Raw genomic sequence first — 15,544 nt, 5'->3', positions numbered from 1 at the left:
TTATTCCATTTGCCCGTATGTATTCTTTAACATCTCCAGTGGAGCGTATAACCCACTCAAACCCTTTAATGTGTGTCGCCTTGATTGACCCGTTGGATCTTTTAGTTTGCTCTTTTACAACCAGATCAAACATCAAGTTTTCTAATGAAAGATCGTATGCCAGAATTGGCTTCTCGCCTTCCACTACACTGTTGTAACTCTCCATCCACTTCATAATAAACTTAATATCGATCAGGCATCCCTCCACAAGCTTATTATGAATCTCCCTGCTGTATCCTTCTGTTATTTGCTCGTTCATCCCCGGTCCAGTCGGCCATTCAAACCCTTTGCCGACCCAGCCCTGCCCTTTATATTTATTTTTCAACGAAAGGAAGATATTTTTTAATGCGCCGTATCTTTTTCTATTTACGGTGCGACCTGGATACGAACGAATTAGAAATGACCTAAAATTCACGCATACCTGCCCATCGACATCAGCAACACCTTTGACTGATTTATTGATCGGCTCAGCGCTGTTAAGAAACAGCACAAACTCTTGAATTGAGTAATAGATGTCTTGATGGGATTGATATGTGATCAATCTCTTTGCGGAATGGAGCTGCGCACCTATAAGTAACTGCTGGACAATTAATTTATGGTGCGGATACTCAGTGACAAGATCTGTGAAGTCACGGACGTATTCCCTTGTGCCAGTAGTCTTGTTTCGGACAAGCAACCCTTGAGCTGAAACATCGACTTGTCCCCTAGCAGTGCTTCTTTCTTGAATCGCTTGGGGGGTGTTTTCTGGGAGCTTTCGCTGGAGGGTCGGTCGTTCTCGCGACTCAAGTGCAGACTTGGAGAAAGGCTTGCGAGGCATCTGACGTCCATTTGGATGGGTCTCTAGCCAGCAGTATCAAGGATAGCTAGACACTCTGGCCATACATTTCTTTGTCAACGATAACATGCTCGCAGCCGCGATAGGGATTGATCGAACGGTCGAAGGGCAAGTCCGGCGACTGGTTGCGCGAGATCACCGTCTTCGCCCGCTCGGTGCGGATTTCGGTCACCTGGGGCTTGGGCACTTCGTCATACCAATCGTTATCCACAGGCACCGAGGTGGTCGGCGCGAAGCGGTTGTGCGGATTGCTGGCGGTGCCCCGGCCGCGGGGTGGGAGGGAAGTGGACATGTGGGAAAGCTCTGAAGAATTACTGTATATGAATACAGTAATCCACGGAGTTTTCCACAGCCAGTGATAACTGCCGGGCGGTGGCTAAAGTACCTGGGTGAATAACCAGTACAACCCTGCCGCCAGGCCGATGGCGGCGGGCAGCGTCAGCACCCAGGCCAGCAGCATGTTGCGGATGGTCGGCCATTGCAGGCCGCTGCCGTTGGCCGCCATGGTCCCCGCCACTCCCGAGGAGAGCACTTGTGTGGTCGACACCGGCAGGCCGAAGCCATCCGCCGCGCCGATGGTGAGCATGGCCACCAGTTGTGCCGAGGCGCCCTGTGCATAAGTCAGCGGGGTCTTGCCGATGCCTTCGCCCACCGTGGTGACGATGCGCCTCCAGCCAACCAGCGTACCCAGCCCCAGCGCCAGGGCGACCGCGACCTTCACCCACACGGGAATGAAGCGGATGGTGCGGTCGGCCTCATGGCGCAGCGCCTGCAGGCTGCTCCAGGTTTCCAGATCGAAGCGGTGGCCGCTGCGGTCCAGCAGGCGGATGGTTTCCAGGCTCAGGTAGAGGTCGTTGCGCAGGTCCTGCACCGCTTCGGCGGGCACTTTGTCCAACTGTCCGTGGCGCTGCAGCCGTGTACCGATGTCACCGATCACGCTGCCCAGCGATGGCAGCAGTTCGGGACGCACCACTTCGTCTTCCTGATAGCTCAAGAGGGCCTGGCGCGGGTCCGCCGCAGGCGTGCCGCCGCTGCGGTGCAATTGCTCCTGGCTGGTCTGGATGAGGACGAGCAACTGGCGGGATTGCTCCGGGGAATGGGCGCGATCCACCGCGAATGCCAGGGGAACGGTGGCAATCAGGATCAGCATGATCAGGCCGATGCCCTTCTGCCCGTCGTTGGAGCCGTGGGCGAAAGACACACCGGTACAGGTGAGGATGAGGATCGCGCGAATCCATCGGGGTGGCGGCGTGCGGCCTTCCGGTGCATGGAACAGCGCGCGGTTGCGGATGGTGGAACTCATCACTCGCAGCAGCACGAACGCGGCGAAGAAGCCCACCACCGGCGACAGAAAGAGTGCGTAACCCACTGTCGTCAGCTGCGACCAGGCGTTGCCCGATATGCCGATGTGCCCGGCCATGGCGCCGTGGGCCAGGCCGATGCCGACGATGGAACCGATCAGCGTGTGCGACGAGGACACCGGCAACCCCAGCCACCAGGTGCCGAGGTTCCACAGGATCGAGGCGATCAGCAGGGCGAAGATCATCGCCAACCCGGCGCTGCTATCGACCTTCAGCAGCAGGTCCAGCGGCAGCAGCGAGACGATGGCGAAGGCCACCGCACCGCTGGAAAAGAGCACCCCGAGAAAATTCCACAATCCCGACCAGGCCACCGCGAATCGGGGTGGCAGTGCATTGGTATAGATGACCGTGGCCACCGCGTTGGCCGTGTCGTGGAAGCCGTTGATGAACTCGAAGCCCAGGGCGATCAGCAACGCGACCACCAGTACCAGCACTGACCAGCCAGGCTCCAGGTGGGTGCCGCTGGCGCGGATGTCATGGCCGAGCGCGGCGAAGGTGAAGACCAGCGCGCCAGCCAGCAGCAGGAAGAAGGTCAGGCGCCCCTTGAAGCCATGGGTTTCGCGCAGCACGGGGCTGATCGGGAACTGCGTCAGGCGCGAGGCGCGCATCACCTCCAGCATGCCAAAGCGGTCAAGCACGTGAGGGCTTCCTTCGGGTCAGTGGGGACGTCTGGGTCACGGCGGACTCCTTGCGGCGATGCCCTACAGACTAGCCGGCCATGGCGATCATGGGCTGGCCGGTAAAGCGGGATCGGCGCTCATGCTATGACGGGGCAGCAGCCATGTTCCTTGATGCCGGTGCTGGCGCGCTGCGCTTTGGGTGCTATGAAAAGAAATGCCCCGGCAAGCCGGGGCATTTTCCATGACTCAGTCGAGCCTTATTCCTGCGGTTTCTTCAGCTTCGGATTAGGGAAGAACTGAACCCCCTGCACCTTCGGGTCCTTGGGCTTTTCCAGCGCGCTGGTGTTGACGCGGGTGGACAGCTCTTTCGGCACCGACTGGCCCTGGGCGTTGAGGGTATCGGCGTAGCCACAGGCCACGCATTCGCGGTGCGGCACCCCGTCGACATCCCACATGACGATCTTGTCCTGCTCGCTGCACGCCGGGCAGACGGCCCCGGCGATGAAGCGTTTCTTCACCTCGCTCATCACGCCGCCTCCTCGGAGAGGCCCGAGTGGCGCAGCAGGGCGTCGATGGACGGTTCGCGGCCGCGGAAAGCGACGAACAGCGCCATCGGCTCCTGGGAGCCGCCCTTGGCCAGGATCGCGTCGCGGAAGGCCGCGCCGGTCGCCGGGTTGAGCACGCCTTCTTCCTCGAAGCGCGAGAAGGCGTCGGCGGACAGCACTTCGGCCCACTTGTAGCTGTAGTAACCGGCCGCGTAACCGCCAGCGAAGATGTGCGCGAAGCTGTTGGCGAAACGGTTGTACGCCGGCGGGCGCATCACCGCGACTTCAGCGCGGATCGCCTCGATCACGTCGAGCACGCTGCGGCCGTCGCCATGGGTGGCGTGCAGCTCGAAGTCGAACAGGGAGAACTCCAGCTGGCGGACCATCATCAGGCCGGACTGGAAGTTCTTCGCGGCGAGCATTTTCTCCAGCAGGTCCTGCGGCAGCGGCGCTCCGGTCTCGTAGTGGCCGGAGATCAGCGCCAGGCCTTCGGGCTCCCAGCACCAGTTCTCCATGAACTGGCTGGGCAGCTCCACGGCGTCCCAGGCCACGCCGTTGATGCCGGAAGCACCGGCATGCTCGACGCGGGTCAGCAGGTGGTGCAGGCCATGGCCGAACTCGTGGAACAGGGTGGTGACTTCATCGTGGGTCAGCAGCGCCGGCTTGCCGCCGACCGCGGGGGTGAAGTTGCACACCAGGTAGGCCACCGGCGCCTGCAGGTCGCCACCGGCGGTGCGGCGACGGTCGCGGGCGCCGTCCATCCAGGCGCCGCCACGCTTGTTGGCGCGGGCGTAGAGGTCGAAGTAGAAGCGGCCGACGTGCTGGCCGTTTTCCTCGATCTCGAACAGGCGCACGTCCGGGTGCCAGCGCTCGAAGTCGTTCAGTTCGCGAATCTGGATGCCGTAGAGCTTCTGCACGATGGCGAACAGGCCGCCAAGCACCTTGTCGATCGGGAAGTATTCGCGCAGGGCTTCCTGGGACACGCTGTAGCGCGCCTCGCGCAGCTTCTCGCCGAAGTAGCTGGCGTCCCAGCTCGACAGGTTCGCGCAACCCTGCTCGGCGGCGTAGGCCTTGAGCTGCTCGAGGTCCTGGGCGGCGAAGGGCTTGCTGCGCACGGCCAGGTCGCGGAGGAAGTTCAGCACCTGCTCGGGCGTCTCGGCCATCTTGGTGGCCAGCGACAGCTCGGCGAAGTTCTTGAAGCCCAGCAGGTGCGAAAGCTCCTGGCGCAGGTCGAGGATTTCCTCCATCACCGGGCCGTTGTCGTTATGCCCGGCATTCGGGCCCTGATCGGAGGCGCGGGTGCAGTACGCGGCGTAGACCTCTTCGCGCAGGGCGCGGTCTTCGGCGTAGGTCATGACCGCGTAGTAGCTGGGGAATTCCAGGCTGATCAGCCAGCCGTCGAGTTCCTTGGCCTGCGCGGCGGCCTGCATCTGCGCCTTGGCCGAGTCGGTCAGGCCGGCGAGGGCGGCTTCGTCGGTGACGTGCTTGGTCCAGGCCTGGGTGGCGTCCAGCAACTGGTTGGAGAAGCGGCTGCCCAGCTCGGACAGGCGCGTCTGGATCTCGGCGTAGCGCTGCTGCTGGTCGGCCGGCAGGTCGATACCCGACAGACGGAAGTCGCGCAGGGCGTGTTCGAGGATGGTCTTCTGGGCGACGTCGTAACCCTTCGACTCGGGGCTGCTGGCGAGAGCCTCGTAGGCCTTGAACAGCTCGGAGTTCTGGCCCAGTTCGGTCCAGTAGGCGGACAACAGCGGCAGGCAGCCTTCATAGGCGTCGCGCAACTCGGCGCTGTTGCACACCGCGTTGAGGTGGCTGACCGGGCTCCAGGCCTTGCCCAGGCGGTCATGCAGTTCGTCCATGGCCAGCACCAGGCCGGCCCAGGTCGGGGTGCCGTTCTGCTGGGCGAGGATACGCGCGATGGCCGCGCGGTTGTCGGCGAGGATCTGCTCGATGGCCGGCTTCACGTGTTCGGGGCGAATGGACGAGAAGGGCGGCAGGTCGTAGCTCTGCAGAAGAGGATTCGCGCTCACGGTGGCACCTTGGCTGAAGAAACACTCGGCCATCTTAAATACAATCGGGCCTATTCGCAGCCAGAGAGACTCTATCGTGACTATTCGTTCGTATCAGGGCAAAACGCCATCTCTCGGCGAGCGCGTCTTCGTCGACGCCAGCGCCGTGGTCATCGGTGACGTGGAGATCGGCGCCGACAGCTCGGTCTGGCCGCTGGTGGTGATCCGCGGCGACATGCACCGCATCCGCATCGGCGCGCGCACCAGCGTGCAGGATAGCAGCGTGCTGCACATCACCCACGCCGGCCCGTTCAACCCGGACGGCTTCCCGCTGACCATCGGCGACGAAGTGACCATCGGGCACAAGGTGCTGCTGCATGGCTGCACCATCGGCAGCCGCATCCTGGTGGGCATGGGGTCCATCGTGATGGACGGTGCGGTGATCGAGGACGAGGTGATCCTCGGCGCCGGCAGCCTGGTGCCGCCGGGCAAGGTGCTGGAGAGCGGCTTCCTCTATGTCGGCAGCCCGGTGAAGAAGGCCCGCCCGCTGACGGACAAGGAGCGCGCGTTCTTCAGCTATACCGCCGGCAACTACGTGAAGCTGAAGGATCAGCATATTGCCGAGGGGGTTGCCGGATGATCGCACCTGCGCCCATGTTCTGATCGTGCTCATTCGGTTGGGCGGTTCGCGAGCAAGCCCCGGCCAAACCGCCAGACGGCCCGCCGCGCCAGACCTCGCGCCCTATACTGAGCCAAGGTGACCGGACGCCAGGGCGTGCCCGGCCGAAGTCAGTAGCGGGCGGCGCCGGGGATGCCGCCGAGCCGGCGGGCGGCCATGAACAGTCTGTGTTCCTTCTGCTCCACCGTTTCGCCCTGGCGGCGTGGCGGTGTCGTTGCGCTGCTTCTGCTGGCGCTGGGCGGCTGTGCCCATCACCCCGCCACACCCACCGCTCCGCTCACCGAAGCCACCCGGCGCCAGGTCGATGCCGACATCGGTGCCGCCTCCCTGGCCGCCACTTCCCAGGCCCGTGCCTACGCCGAAGAAGCGATGCAGCAATGGATGGACCTGGTTTACCAGCGCACCGACGAGAAATTCATCCCCTGGTTCTCCAGCTACTGGACCCAGCAATGGCTGGGCATGAAGGTCGCCTGGTACAAGATGGGCTCCCACGGCGACCTCGACCCCACCGTCGACAAACTCGCCGCCTACCTGCAGGAGCAGTACCGCAAGCAGGTGCTCGTCCCAGTGGCTAAACAGGTCGATCCCGACTCGGTAATGGAGAAGGCCACGCGGCATTACATCGAACTGCTGAGTGTGGCGGTGAAGGAAATTCCCCAGCGCCGCGGCATCCCGCAGAAGGCCTTCGATGAACACCTGATGGGCGTTCCGGCCATCGGCCTCGGCCCGCCCTCCAGTCGCGATGCCTCGCTGTATGACGTGGTGAACGCCAAGGACATCGGCAAGCTGCCCGCCTTCGCCGCACTGATGCAGGAGATTCGCAGCGCCTCCGGCAAGGCCGGCGCCGGCACCAAGGTCAGCGGCGTCTCGCCGGTGGCGCAGCGCACCAGCGCCAAGCTGGTCAATGAACTGAAGAACCGCAGCATCGCCGGCGTGGTGGCTGGCGCAGCGGGCAAGGTCGCCGGTTCGGTCATCTCGGTGGCCTTCACCCTGTTCAGCATGGCCGGCAACGACAAGGAACGGCCCGAGGTGGAGACCCAGCTGCGCAAGGAGATCAACGCTGCCTTCGACGAACAATGGCTGGCGCTGATGCGTGATCCGGAGGGCGGGGTGATGTCCGGCGTCGATCACCTGGGCGCCCGCGTCCAGGCCAGCCTGACCGGCCGCCTGGCACAACCCGAGGACGAGCCAGACGATGACTCAAGCGTGCAGACCTATGGTGCCGGGGAGGCCGAGCCGGTGAGCGTCAGCGGTGGCTTCCGGGTGCTCAGGCAGGGCCAGGGCTCGGCGCCCTGAGGTGTCGTTCGGCGCTCCGCGCTTCGCGCAGGCGGCCATGCACAGTATCCTTCCCGCCCGACTTTCGCGGCCGGACGCTGATCCCATGCATTACCAGAACATCCTCTTCGACCTCGACGGCACCCTCACCGACCCGCGCGAGGGCATCACCCGCTCGATCCAGTACGCGCTCGCCCAACTGGGCATCGATGAGCCGGACCTGCGCCAGCTCGAACATTTCATCGGCCCGCCGCTGCTGCAGTGCTTCATGAGCACCTACGACTTCGACGAGGCGCGTGCCTGGGAGGCGGTGAACCACTACCGCGTGCGCTTCAAGGACACCGGGCTGTACGAGAACAAGGTGTTCGACGGCGTCGGCGAGCTCCTGCAACTGCTCGCTGGCCAGGGCCGTGCGCTATACATCTGCACCAGCAAGCCGACCGTGTTCGCGGCGGAAATCGCCCGCCACTTCGACTTCGCCAAACACTTCAAAGTGATCTACGGCAGCGAGCTGGACGGCACGCGGACCAACAAGGTGGAGCTGATCGAGCATCTGCTGGCTATCGAGAAGCTGAACCTGGCGCAGACGCTGATGATCGGCGACCGCAAGCACGACCTGATCGGCGCCCATCGTAATGGCCTGTCCGCTGCCGGTGTCGGCTATGGCTTTGGCAGCCGCGAGGAACTGATGGCGGAAAGCCCGGCGCACTACTTCGCGAGCATGGACGAGCTGCGCGCGGCGTTTGCCTGATATTCCTGTGCCGGGACTGTTCGCGAGCAAGCTCGCTCCCACGAAGAGCAATTGCTCCCTGTAGGAGCGAGCTTGCTCGCGAACCGACGTGACAGCCCGTACCGTGGTATGCCCCCGTGCGTTCCCAACCAGATGTGCGGCCGGCTCAGCGTGAGGGGTTTGGCTGTTGTAGGAGCAACCGTCTTCTCTGGATAGTCCGTCGCTGCRTCTTCCCCCTCACCCCAACCCTGGCTGCGCGCCCCGCTCCTCAGGGAGAGGGGGCAGTCCGAGCCGACTGACGYGAAGGTTTSATCCTGCACCGAACGGTCCCCTCTCCCCTTGGGAGAGGGCTAGGGTGAGGGATGGCCCAAGYGCGGAGGTATCTCGTAGGAGCGGATTCATCCGCGATCGATTCCCGGCCGCTCCAAGCAAGCCGGTTGCACATCGCGGACGCAGTCCGCTCCTACGAAAACGGTTAGACCGCGCGGTGCTTCAGGCGCGCAACCACTCCGCCAGCCGCCCCATCATCTCGTCGCACCTGGCCAACTGCTCCAGGCTGACGAATTCGTCCGGCTTGTGGCCCTGGTCCATGCTGCCCGGACCGCAGACCACGGTGGGAATGCCGGCCTGGTCGAACAGCCCACCCTCGGTGCCGTAGGCGACGGTGGTGAAGTCGCGCGAACCGCTCAGCAGCGCGATCAGCTCGGCGGCCTGGGCCTGCTGGTCGGTGACCAGGGCGGGATAGGCCGAGAGTTCGCTGAAGCGGATATCCGTCTCGGCCTTCACCGCGCGCATCTTCGGCAGCAGCTCGGCCTCGGCGAAGGCGCGCAGGTCATCGGCGACCTGTTGCGGATCATCGCTGGGCAGCGCGCGCACTTCGAAATCGAACTGGCACTCGGCGGGCACGATGTTCAGCGCGCGGCCGCCGCTGATCACGCCGGTCTGCACGGTGGAATAGGGCGGATCGAAGCGCGGGTCGTGGCGCGCAGGCTCCGCCAGGCGGGTGCCGATCTCGCCGAGGCGGCCGATCAGCTTCGCCGCGTATTCGATGGCATTCACGCCCTGCGGCGCATAGGCCGAGTGGCAGGGCGCGCCGTGTACCTGGCAGCGCATGGCGAGCTTGCCCTTGTGGCCGAGCACCGGCTTGAGTTCGGTGGGCTCGCCGATGATGCACAGCATCGGCTTGTGCTCGCGGTGTTCCAGCGCGGCGAGCAGCGAGCGCACGCCCAGGCAGCCGACTTCCTCGTCGTAGGAGAACGCCAGGTGCACCGGCAGGCGCAGCGGTTGGGCGAGGAACGCCGGCACTGCCGCCAGCACGCAGGCGATGTAGCCCTTCATGTCCGCCGTGCCGCGTCCGTAAAGACGGCCATCGCGCTCGGTCAGCTCGAACGGCGGGACCGTCCACGGCTGGCCGTCGGTGGGCACTACGTCGGTGTGGCCTGACAGGCACACGCCGCCGCGATCCTGCGGTCCCAGCGTGGCGTAGAGGTTGGCCTTGCCACCTTCGGCATCGTGAAACAGCTCGCAGGCGATGCCGTGGCCTGCGAGGTAGTCGCGGATGTAGTGGATCAGCGCCAGGTTGGAGTTGCGGCTGACGGTGTCGAAGGCGATCAGGTCGGCGAGGATTTCACGGCTGGAAGGCATGGTCGGGTCCTGCTTTTTGGCTCTTCGTAGGAGCGAGCTTGCTCGCGAACCCGCCCCGCTGCGGAGGCTGTTCGCGAGCAAGCTCGCTCCTACAGGGGGCATGGCGTTACTCGTCGCCCGGCACACCGTAGCTCGGTGCCTTGGTCGGGTCGAGGGCGCGCACAAGGTAGTCCTCCAGCTGCGGCTTGTAGGCCACCCAGAGTTTTTCCAGCTCATCGATGGGCGCTTCATCCGCCCAGTCCACACGCAGGTCGACGATCGGCCAGACCAGGTCGCCGACGACTTTGAGCGCGGCCGAGTGCACCGGACCGGCTTCGCCACCGGCGGCCATCGCGGCCTGCATCGCGGCGAGCAGGCGCTCGGCCAGGCAGCCGTTGGCGCCTTCGAAGGCCTGGGTCATGGCTTCGATCACTGCGGGGGAGGACAGCAGGTTGCCCGCCGCCACGCAGTTTTCCCCGGCCACGGCGTTGTACACGCCCAGCGCTTCGCTACCGGTGAACAGCGCGACCTTGCCGTGCTGGTCGATCACCGTCACCTGGCGGTACTGGCTATAGCCGTTGCTGGAGAGCGCCTTGTCCAGCGCCGCGCCGGGTTCGAGGCCGGCTTCGAGCTGGTCGAGGATCTGCGGGCCGAGGGCCGGCAGGGTGATGTTCTGCGTGGCCACCGCGCCGACGCCGGCGCGTACCCAGGGGCAGCGGGCGCCCACGGCAATGCTCGAGGAGCTGATGGCGATACCCAATTGTCCGGTTTCGGCGCAGCGGCCGACGATGGAGAAGGTCATGGTGGCTCCTTGCTTGTTCTACTAGCTAAAACGACAAAGGGCGATGCGGAAAATCCGCATCGCCTGCACGCTTGAAAGCGTTACGAGCGACGGCCCCGCCTTGACTGGCCTAGCGCAGTCGCTTTCAGTCCGGAATGACCGCGATGACGTCGATTTCCATCAGCCACTGCGGCTGACCGAGGGCCGAGACCACCAGGCCGGTGGAGATCGGGAACACGCCCTTCAGCCACTTGCCGACTTCCTGGTACACCGGCTCGCGGTAGCGCGGGTCGATCAGGTAGGTGGTGGTCTTGACGATGTGCGACAGGTCGCTGCCGGCTTCTTCCAGCAGTTGCTTGACGTTCTTCATCGCCTGTTCGGCCTGGGCACGCGGATCGCCCAGCCCTACCAGGTTGCCCTCGAAGTCGGTACCGACCTGGCCGCGCACGTACACGGTGTTGCCGGCACGCACGGCCTGGCAGAGGTCGTTGTCCAGGGTCTGGTTCGGGTAGGTGTCCTTGGTGTTGAACATGCGGATGCGAGTATGGGTAGGCATCTCTTACTCCCAGGATGCGGCTTTCTGAACGGAGGAGCCTTCGCGCTGCGAGGCGTCCTGATATTCGACGTAACGGCGCTGGGTGGCGATGTGGCCGGCCACATGCTTGGCGTCGTGCCACACGCCCCAGATGAAGGTGGAACCGCGACGGGACAGCCACGGCAGGCCGACGAAGTACACGCCCGGCTCGCGGGAGACGCCGCGCTGGTGCTTGGGCTTGCCCTTGTCGTCGAAGGCATTCACCTGCAGCCAGTTGAAGTCCACGGCGTAGCCGGTGGCCCAGATGATCGCGGTGATGCCGGCGTCGGCGAGGTTCAGCTCCTGGATCGGATGGCGAATGCACTCGGCGTCCGCGTAGACCTTGCGGGCCTCCGGCTCCAGCGGCAGGTCGAGGCCGTTGCGCTCGATGTAGGCGTCGGCGGCGTCGAGCAGGCCGAGGTAGTTGTCATCGCCGGCCTTCAGGTTGGCCACCAGGTCGTCCTGGAAGCTCACCTTGCCGTCGGCGAAGGCCTTGGTCAGGCCGGTCAGGGTGATGCCCTCGTTGGCCAGGCGACGGAAGTCGATGGTCTCGCCACCACGGGCACCGCTCACGGCGATGGTCACGTGCTCGCGGCCCGGCTGCACTTCCTCGGCGTCCCACAGGCCGAGCACGCCCAGCCACCAGACGAAGTCGCGGTTGCGGTAGGAGCGCGGCGGGCGGTCATGGGCGCCCACCGACAGGAAGACCTTCTTGCCGGCGCGGTTCAGCTCGTCGGCGATCTGCACGCCGGAAGAGCCGGCGCCGATCACCAGCACGGCGCCTTCGGGCAGCTGCTGCGGGTTGTAGTACTTGGCCGAGTGGATCTGGTACAGGCCTTCGTCCTTCGGCGCGATGGCCGGTATCACCGGGCGCTGGAACGGGCCGGTGGCGGAGACGACGCGCAGGGCCTGGATCGTGCCTTCGGAGGTTTCCACGGTGAAGCCGGGGCGGCCTTCGTTGCGGGTGACCTTCTTCACTTCCACGCCGGTGCGGATCGGCGCGTTGAACTGCTTGGCGTAAGCGACGAAGTAATCCGCCACCTGCTCCTTGTGCGGGAAGTCGTCCGGGCCGACCGGGAATTCCATGTTCGGGAAGCGGTCGTGCCAGGCCGGGCCGTTGGCGACCAGCGAGTCCCAGCGTCCGGTGCGCCAGGCTTCGGCGATGCGGCTCTTTTCCAGCACGATGTGCGGCACGCCCTGTTGGGTCAGGTGCTCGCTCATGGCCACGCCGGCTTGTCCGGCGCCAACGACCAGCGTGTCGATTTCCAGGTTATCAAGCGACTTCTTGCCGAAGGCGCCTGGATTCAGGTCGGTCATGGCTTGCTTCCTCAGACTCTGATCACGTTTGTTCTTGTTGCGGCTAGGGAGGAGGTGTTGGCCGCATTCTGTTCAGAGGCTGGGAATAGCGAAATTATGTTTTTTGTAGTCGCAGGCTAGGGAAAAGCTGCACCCACGCAAACCCCGCGGCCCGCGGGCTGCAGGGGAGGGGGTATAGGATTTTTGGTGGCTGGGGCGACAAATTGGATAGGCAGGAGGTGCCTTGTGCGTGCCCTGCCTGTTCCGATCAAGTCAAAAACACCCTCACCCCGGCCCTCTCCCAGAGGGAGAGGGAGCCGATCGTGCCGGCGGACACCGTGGATTCATCCTGCGCCGATCAGTCCCCTCTTCCTCCGGGAGAGGGTTAGGGTGAGGGGCCGCAGGCCTGCCGTGCCCCTGAAAGTGTCAGGCTCAGCGGCTCTGCGCCACCGCCTCGAGAAACCGCTCCAGCACCAGGTTCGGCCGGCGGCCCTTGCGGGTCACCACGGTCAGCGGGATGTCGTAGTGGAAGCGCTCCGGCCGCAGCGCGCGCAGGCGGCCCTGGGCGACCCAGTCGGCGGCGTAGTGGTCGGGCAGGTAGCCGATGTAGCTGCCGGTGAGGATCAGGAAGGCCATGCCCTCGCGGTCCGAGGCCGTGGCGCTGCCGGACAGCTCCTGGTGGCGCTCCTGCGCCTCGGCCGGGATGCGGTAACTTGGCGCCACCGCGTCGCAGGCGTGGATTTCCTGCACGGTGATGCCCGCATCGTCGCGCTCGAACAGCGGGTGCTCCTGGCTGCAGAACAGCAGCGAACGCTCCTCGTATAAAGAGGAGTATTCCAGCCCCGACAGCGGGCTGATGAGCGGCACCACGCCGACATGCAACCGCCCGTCGAGAACTCCCAGCTCGATCTCGTTGGGCGTGGTCATGCCGATATTGATCCGCACGCCCGGCCCGCTGGCCTTCAGCGCGCGCAGGGCATGGGTGATGCGCATCTGCGGCAGGGTCACCAGGTTGTTGATGATGCCGATGTTCAGCTCGCCGCGCAGGTGCTGGTGCAGCTCGTTGACCTCGGCGCGGAAGCCCTCCAGCGCCGCCAACAGCGATTGCGTGGCGCGATAGACCTCGCGGCCCTCGTCGGTCAGTGCGAAACCTGCCCGGCCGCGCTGGCACAGGCGCATGCCCAGGCGCTTTTCCAGGTCGCCCATGTGCAGGCTGATCGCCGAGCGGCTGATGCCCAGCGTGCTCTCGGCGGCCGAGAAGCTGCCGCACTCGACTATGGTTTTGAAGATGCGCAGCAGGCGGATCTCGAAATCGCTGACCTGGCCCAGGGACGGCGCCCGTTGTTTCGCCATTTTAGTTTTACCAATCCGAAACTGAACGTAAGAAGAATAAGCTTTAACTCACGTTAAGTCAGGCCCAATCTACTGTCATCGCGCCAGGCCCGCCGCGGCCTGCGCGCCCAACAAGACTGTCTTCGAGGACAAGCTGCATGAACCAGCAAGTGAACGTCACCCCGTCGGTGGCCAGCGAACTGAACCTGAAGGCCCACTGGATGCCCTTCAGCGCCAACCGCAACTTCCACAAAGACCCGCGCATCATCGTCGCCGCGGAAGGCAGCTGGCTGGTGGACGACAAGGGCCGCAAGATCTACGACAGCCTGTCGGGCCTGTGGACCTGCGGCGCCGGTCACTCGCGCAAGGAAATCGCCGACGCGGTGGCCAAGCAGCTGACCACCCTCGACTACTCCCCTGCCTTCCAGTACGGCCACCCGCTGTCCTTCAAGCTGGCCGAGAAGATCACCCAGCTGACCCCGGCCGGCCTCGACCACGTGTTCTTCACCGGCTCGGGCTCCGAGTGCGCCGACACCTCGATCAAGATGGCCCGCGCCTACTGGCGCCTGAAAGGCCAGGCGCAGAAGACCAAGCTGATCGGCCGCGCCCGTGGCTACCACGGTGTGAACGTCGCCGGCACCGCCCTGGGCGGCATCGGCGGCAACCGCAAGATGTTCGGCCAGCTGATGGACGTCGACCACCTGCCGCACACCCTGCAGCCGGGCCTGGCCTTCACCAAGGGCATGGCCGAGACGGGCGGCGTCGAGCTGGCCAACGAACTGCTCAAGCTGATCGAGCTGCATGACGCCTCCAACATCGCCGCCGTCATCGTCGAGCCGATGTCCGGTTCCGCTGGCGTGCTGGTGCCGCCGAAGGGCTACCTGCAACGCCTGCGCGAAATCTGCGACCAGCACAACATCCTGCTGATCTTCGACGAAGTGATCACCGCCTTCGGCCGCATGGGCAAGGCCACCGGCGCCGAGTTCTTCGGCGTGAAGCCGGACATCATGAACGTCGCCAAGCAGGTCACCAACGGCGCCATCCCCATGGGCGCGGTGATTGCCAGCAGCGAAATCTACGACACCTTCATGGGCCAGAACCTGCCGGAGTATGCCGTCGAGTTCGGCCATGGCTACACCTACTCCGCGCACCCGGTCGCCTGTGCCGCCGGTCTCGCCGCGCTGGACCTGCTGGAAAAAGAAAACCTGATCCAGCAGTCCCTGGAACTGGCTCCGCACTTCGAGAAGGCCCTGCACGGCCTGAAAGGCGCGAAGAACGTCGTCGACATCCGCAACTGCGGCCTGGCCGGCGCCATCCAGATCGGCGCCCGTGACGGCGATGCCATCGTGCGTCCGTTCGAAGCCAGCATGAAGCTGTGGAAAGAAGGCTTCTACGTACGCTTCGGCGGCGACACCCTGCAGTTCGGCCCGACCTTCAACGCCAAGCCCGAGGACCTGGACCGCCTGTTCAGCGCCGTCGGCGACGCCCTCAATGGTGTAGCGTAAGTGAGCGAGCGTCCGAAGGCCGTCCCGACGGTACAGATCGACAACGACAAGGTCCTGGTCACCGAGTGGCGTTTCGCTCCCGGTGCCGAGACCGGCTGGCACCGTCACGGCATGGAGTACGTCGTGGTCCCGGTGACCAACGGCGAGCTGCTGCTGGAAACCCCCGAGGGCGAGCGGCGCGCGCCGCTGGTCCTGGGCCAGAGCTACACCCGCCAGATCGGTACGGAGCACAACGTGATCAACCCGTGCGATCACGAAGTGGCCTTCATCGAGATCGAGCTCAAGGACGGTCGGCCGCACGCCCACTGAGCGCGCGGGCACGCGAGAAGGCATGCCGCGACGA

General features: G+C 64.6%; 14 protein-coding genes and 1 pseudogene. 5 read left to right on the top strand and 10 right to left on the bottom strand.

What is annotated here, in order from left to right; all coding sequences use genetic code 11:
- The 5 genes and pseudogenes from A9513_RS35900 to prlC all read right to left on the bottom strand — a co-directional run.
- A partial coding sequence (locus tag A9513_RS35900; protein WP_141678557.1) for a hypothetical protein occupies nucleotides 1-856 on the bottom strand: 856 nt, incomplete at its 3' end.
- Between the two features lie 85 nt (nucleotides 857-941).
- A pseudogene (locus A9513_RS31210) lies at nucleotides 942-1,166 on the bottom strand (radical SAM protein); the annotation flags it as partial.
- Between the two features lie 84 nt (nucleotides 1,167-1,250).
- Entirely contained in the window at nucleotides 1,251-2,873 is a 1,623-nt protein-coding gene (locus A9513_RS31205; protein WP_255302911.1) for an inorganic phosphate transporter, read from the bottom strand.
- Between the two features lie 239 nt (nucleotides 2,874-3,112).
- Nucleotides 3,113-3,382: a YheV family putative zinc ribbon protein gene (locus A9513_RS31200; RefSeq protein WP_024763727.1), complete on the bottom strand. Its 270-nt coding sequence runs from the start codon at nucleotides 3,380-3,382 to the stop codon at nucleotides 3,113-3,115.
- Nucleotides 3,382-5,427 (bottom strand): oligopeptidase A, encoded by a 2,046-nt coding sequence (gene prlC / locus A9513_RS31195; RefSeq protein WP_024763728.1) that lies wholly within the window; start codon nucleotides 5,425-5,427, stop codon nucleotides 3,382-3,384. Before prlC ends, A9513_RS31200 begins: the two co-directional genes overlap by 1 nt.
- A gap of 76 nt (nucleotides 5,428-5,503) precedes the next feature.
- Between prlC and A9513_RS31190 the strand changes: the two genes are divergently transcribed.
- The 3 genes from A9513_RS31190 to A9513_RS31180 all read left to right on the top strand — a co-directional run bounded on the left by A9513_RS31190 (nucleotide 5,504) and on the right by A9513_RS31180 (nucleotide 8,111).
- The gene (locus tag A9513_RS31190) at nucleotides 5,504-6,046 is read left to right on the top strand and encodes a gamma carbonic anhydrase family protein (RefSeq protein WP_065086406.1); all 543 of its coding nucleotides are present in this window, start codon (nucleotides 5,504-5,506) and stop codon (nucleotides 6,044-6,046) included.
- A 195-nt stretch (nucleotides 6,047-6,241) separates the two neighbouring features.
- Nucleotides 6,242-7,381, top strand: coding sequence for a hypothetical protein (locus A9513_RS31185; protein WP_052239099.1), 1,140 nt, complete (start codon nucleotides 6,242-6,244; stop codon nucleotides 7,379-7,381).
- Nucleotides 7,382-7,466: 85 nt separating this feature from the next.
- A complete protein-coding gene (locus A9513_RS31180) occupies nucleotides 7,467-8,111 on the top strand; it encodes an HAD family hydrolase (RefSeq protein WP_024763730.1) in 645 nt (214 codons plus the stop codon).
- Nucleotides 8,112-8,582: 471 nt separating this feature from the next.
- Here A9513_RS31180 and argE read toward each other — a convergent pair whose 3' ends face one another.
- The 5 genes from argE to A9513_RS31155 form a co-directional block, all read right to left on the bottom strand.
- Nucleotides 8,583-9,734, bottom strand: a complete 1,152-nt coding sequence (argE, locus tag A9513_RS31175; RefSeq protein WP_024763731.1) for an acetylornithine deacetylase — start codon at nucleotides 9,732-9,734, stop codon at nucleotides 8,583-8,585.
- Between the two features lie 106 nt (nucleotides 9,735-9,840).
- The gene (locus tag A9513_RS31170) at nucleotides 9,841-10,515 is read right to left on the bottom strand and encodes a DUF1028 domain-containing protein (protein ID WP_024763732.1); all 675 of its coding nucleotides are present in this window, start codon (nucleotides 10,513-10,515) and stop codon (nucleotides 9,841-9,843) included.
- Nucleotides 10,516-10,639: 124 nt separating this feature from the next.
- Nucleotides 10,640-11,050: a RidA family protein gene (locus A9513_RS31165; protein WP_015474916.1), complete on the bottom strand. Its 411-nt coding sequence runs from the start codon at nucleotides 11,048-11,050 to the stop codon at nucleotides 10,640-10,642.
- 3 nt (nucleotides 11,051-11,053) lie between these two features.
- Complete coding sequence (locus A9513_RS31160; protein WP_024763734.1) at nucleotides 11,054-12,385, bottom strand: NAD(P)/FAD-dependent oxidoreductase; 1,332 nt, start codon at nucleotides 12,383-12,385, stop codon at nucleotides 11,054-11,056.
- Between the two features lie 411 nt (nucleotides 12,386-12,796).
- Nucleotides 12,797-13,717, bottom strand: coding sequence for a LysR family transcriptional regulator (locus A9513_RS31155; protein WP_024763735.1), 921 nt, complete (start codon nucleotides 13,715-13,717; stop codon nucleotides 12,797-12,799).
- Between the two features lie 137 nt (nucleotides 13,718-13,854).
- On the opposite strand from A9513_RS31155, the gene A9513_RS31150 reads away from it, so the two are divergent.
- Complete coding sequence (locus A9513_RS31150) at nucleotides 13,855-15,201, top strand: aspartate aminotransferase family protein (protein ID WP_024763736.1); 1,347 nt, start codon at nucleotides 13,855-13,857, stop codon at nucleotides 15,199-15,201.
- Nucleotides 15,202-15,510, top strand: a complete 309-nt coding sequence (locus A9513_RS31145; protein WP_065086405.1) for a cupin domain-containing protein — start codon at nucleotides 15,202-15,204, stop codon at nucleotides 15,508-15,510.
- The last annotated feature ends 34 nt before the right edge of the window (nucleotides 15,511-15,544 follow it).

Origin of the sequence: Pseudomonas sp. AU12215 (genome assembly GCF_001675465.2) — a bacterium.
Classification (GTDB): domain Bacteria; phylum Pseudomonadota; class Gammaproteobacteria; order Pseudomonadales; family Pseudomonadaceae; genus Pseudomonas; species Pseudomonas nitroreducens.
The sequence above is the reverse complement of the archived record's forward strand: the minus strand, read 5'-3'. Positions and strand labels throughout refer to the sequence as shown.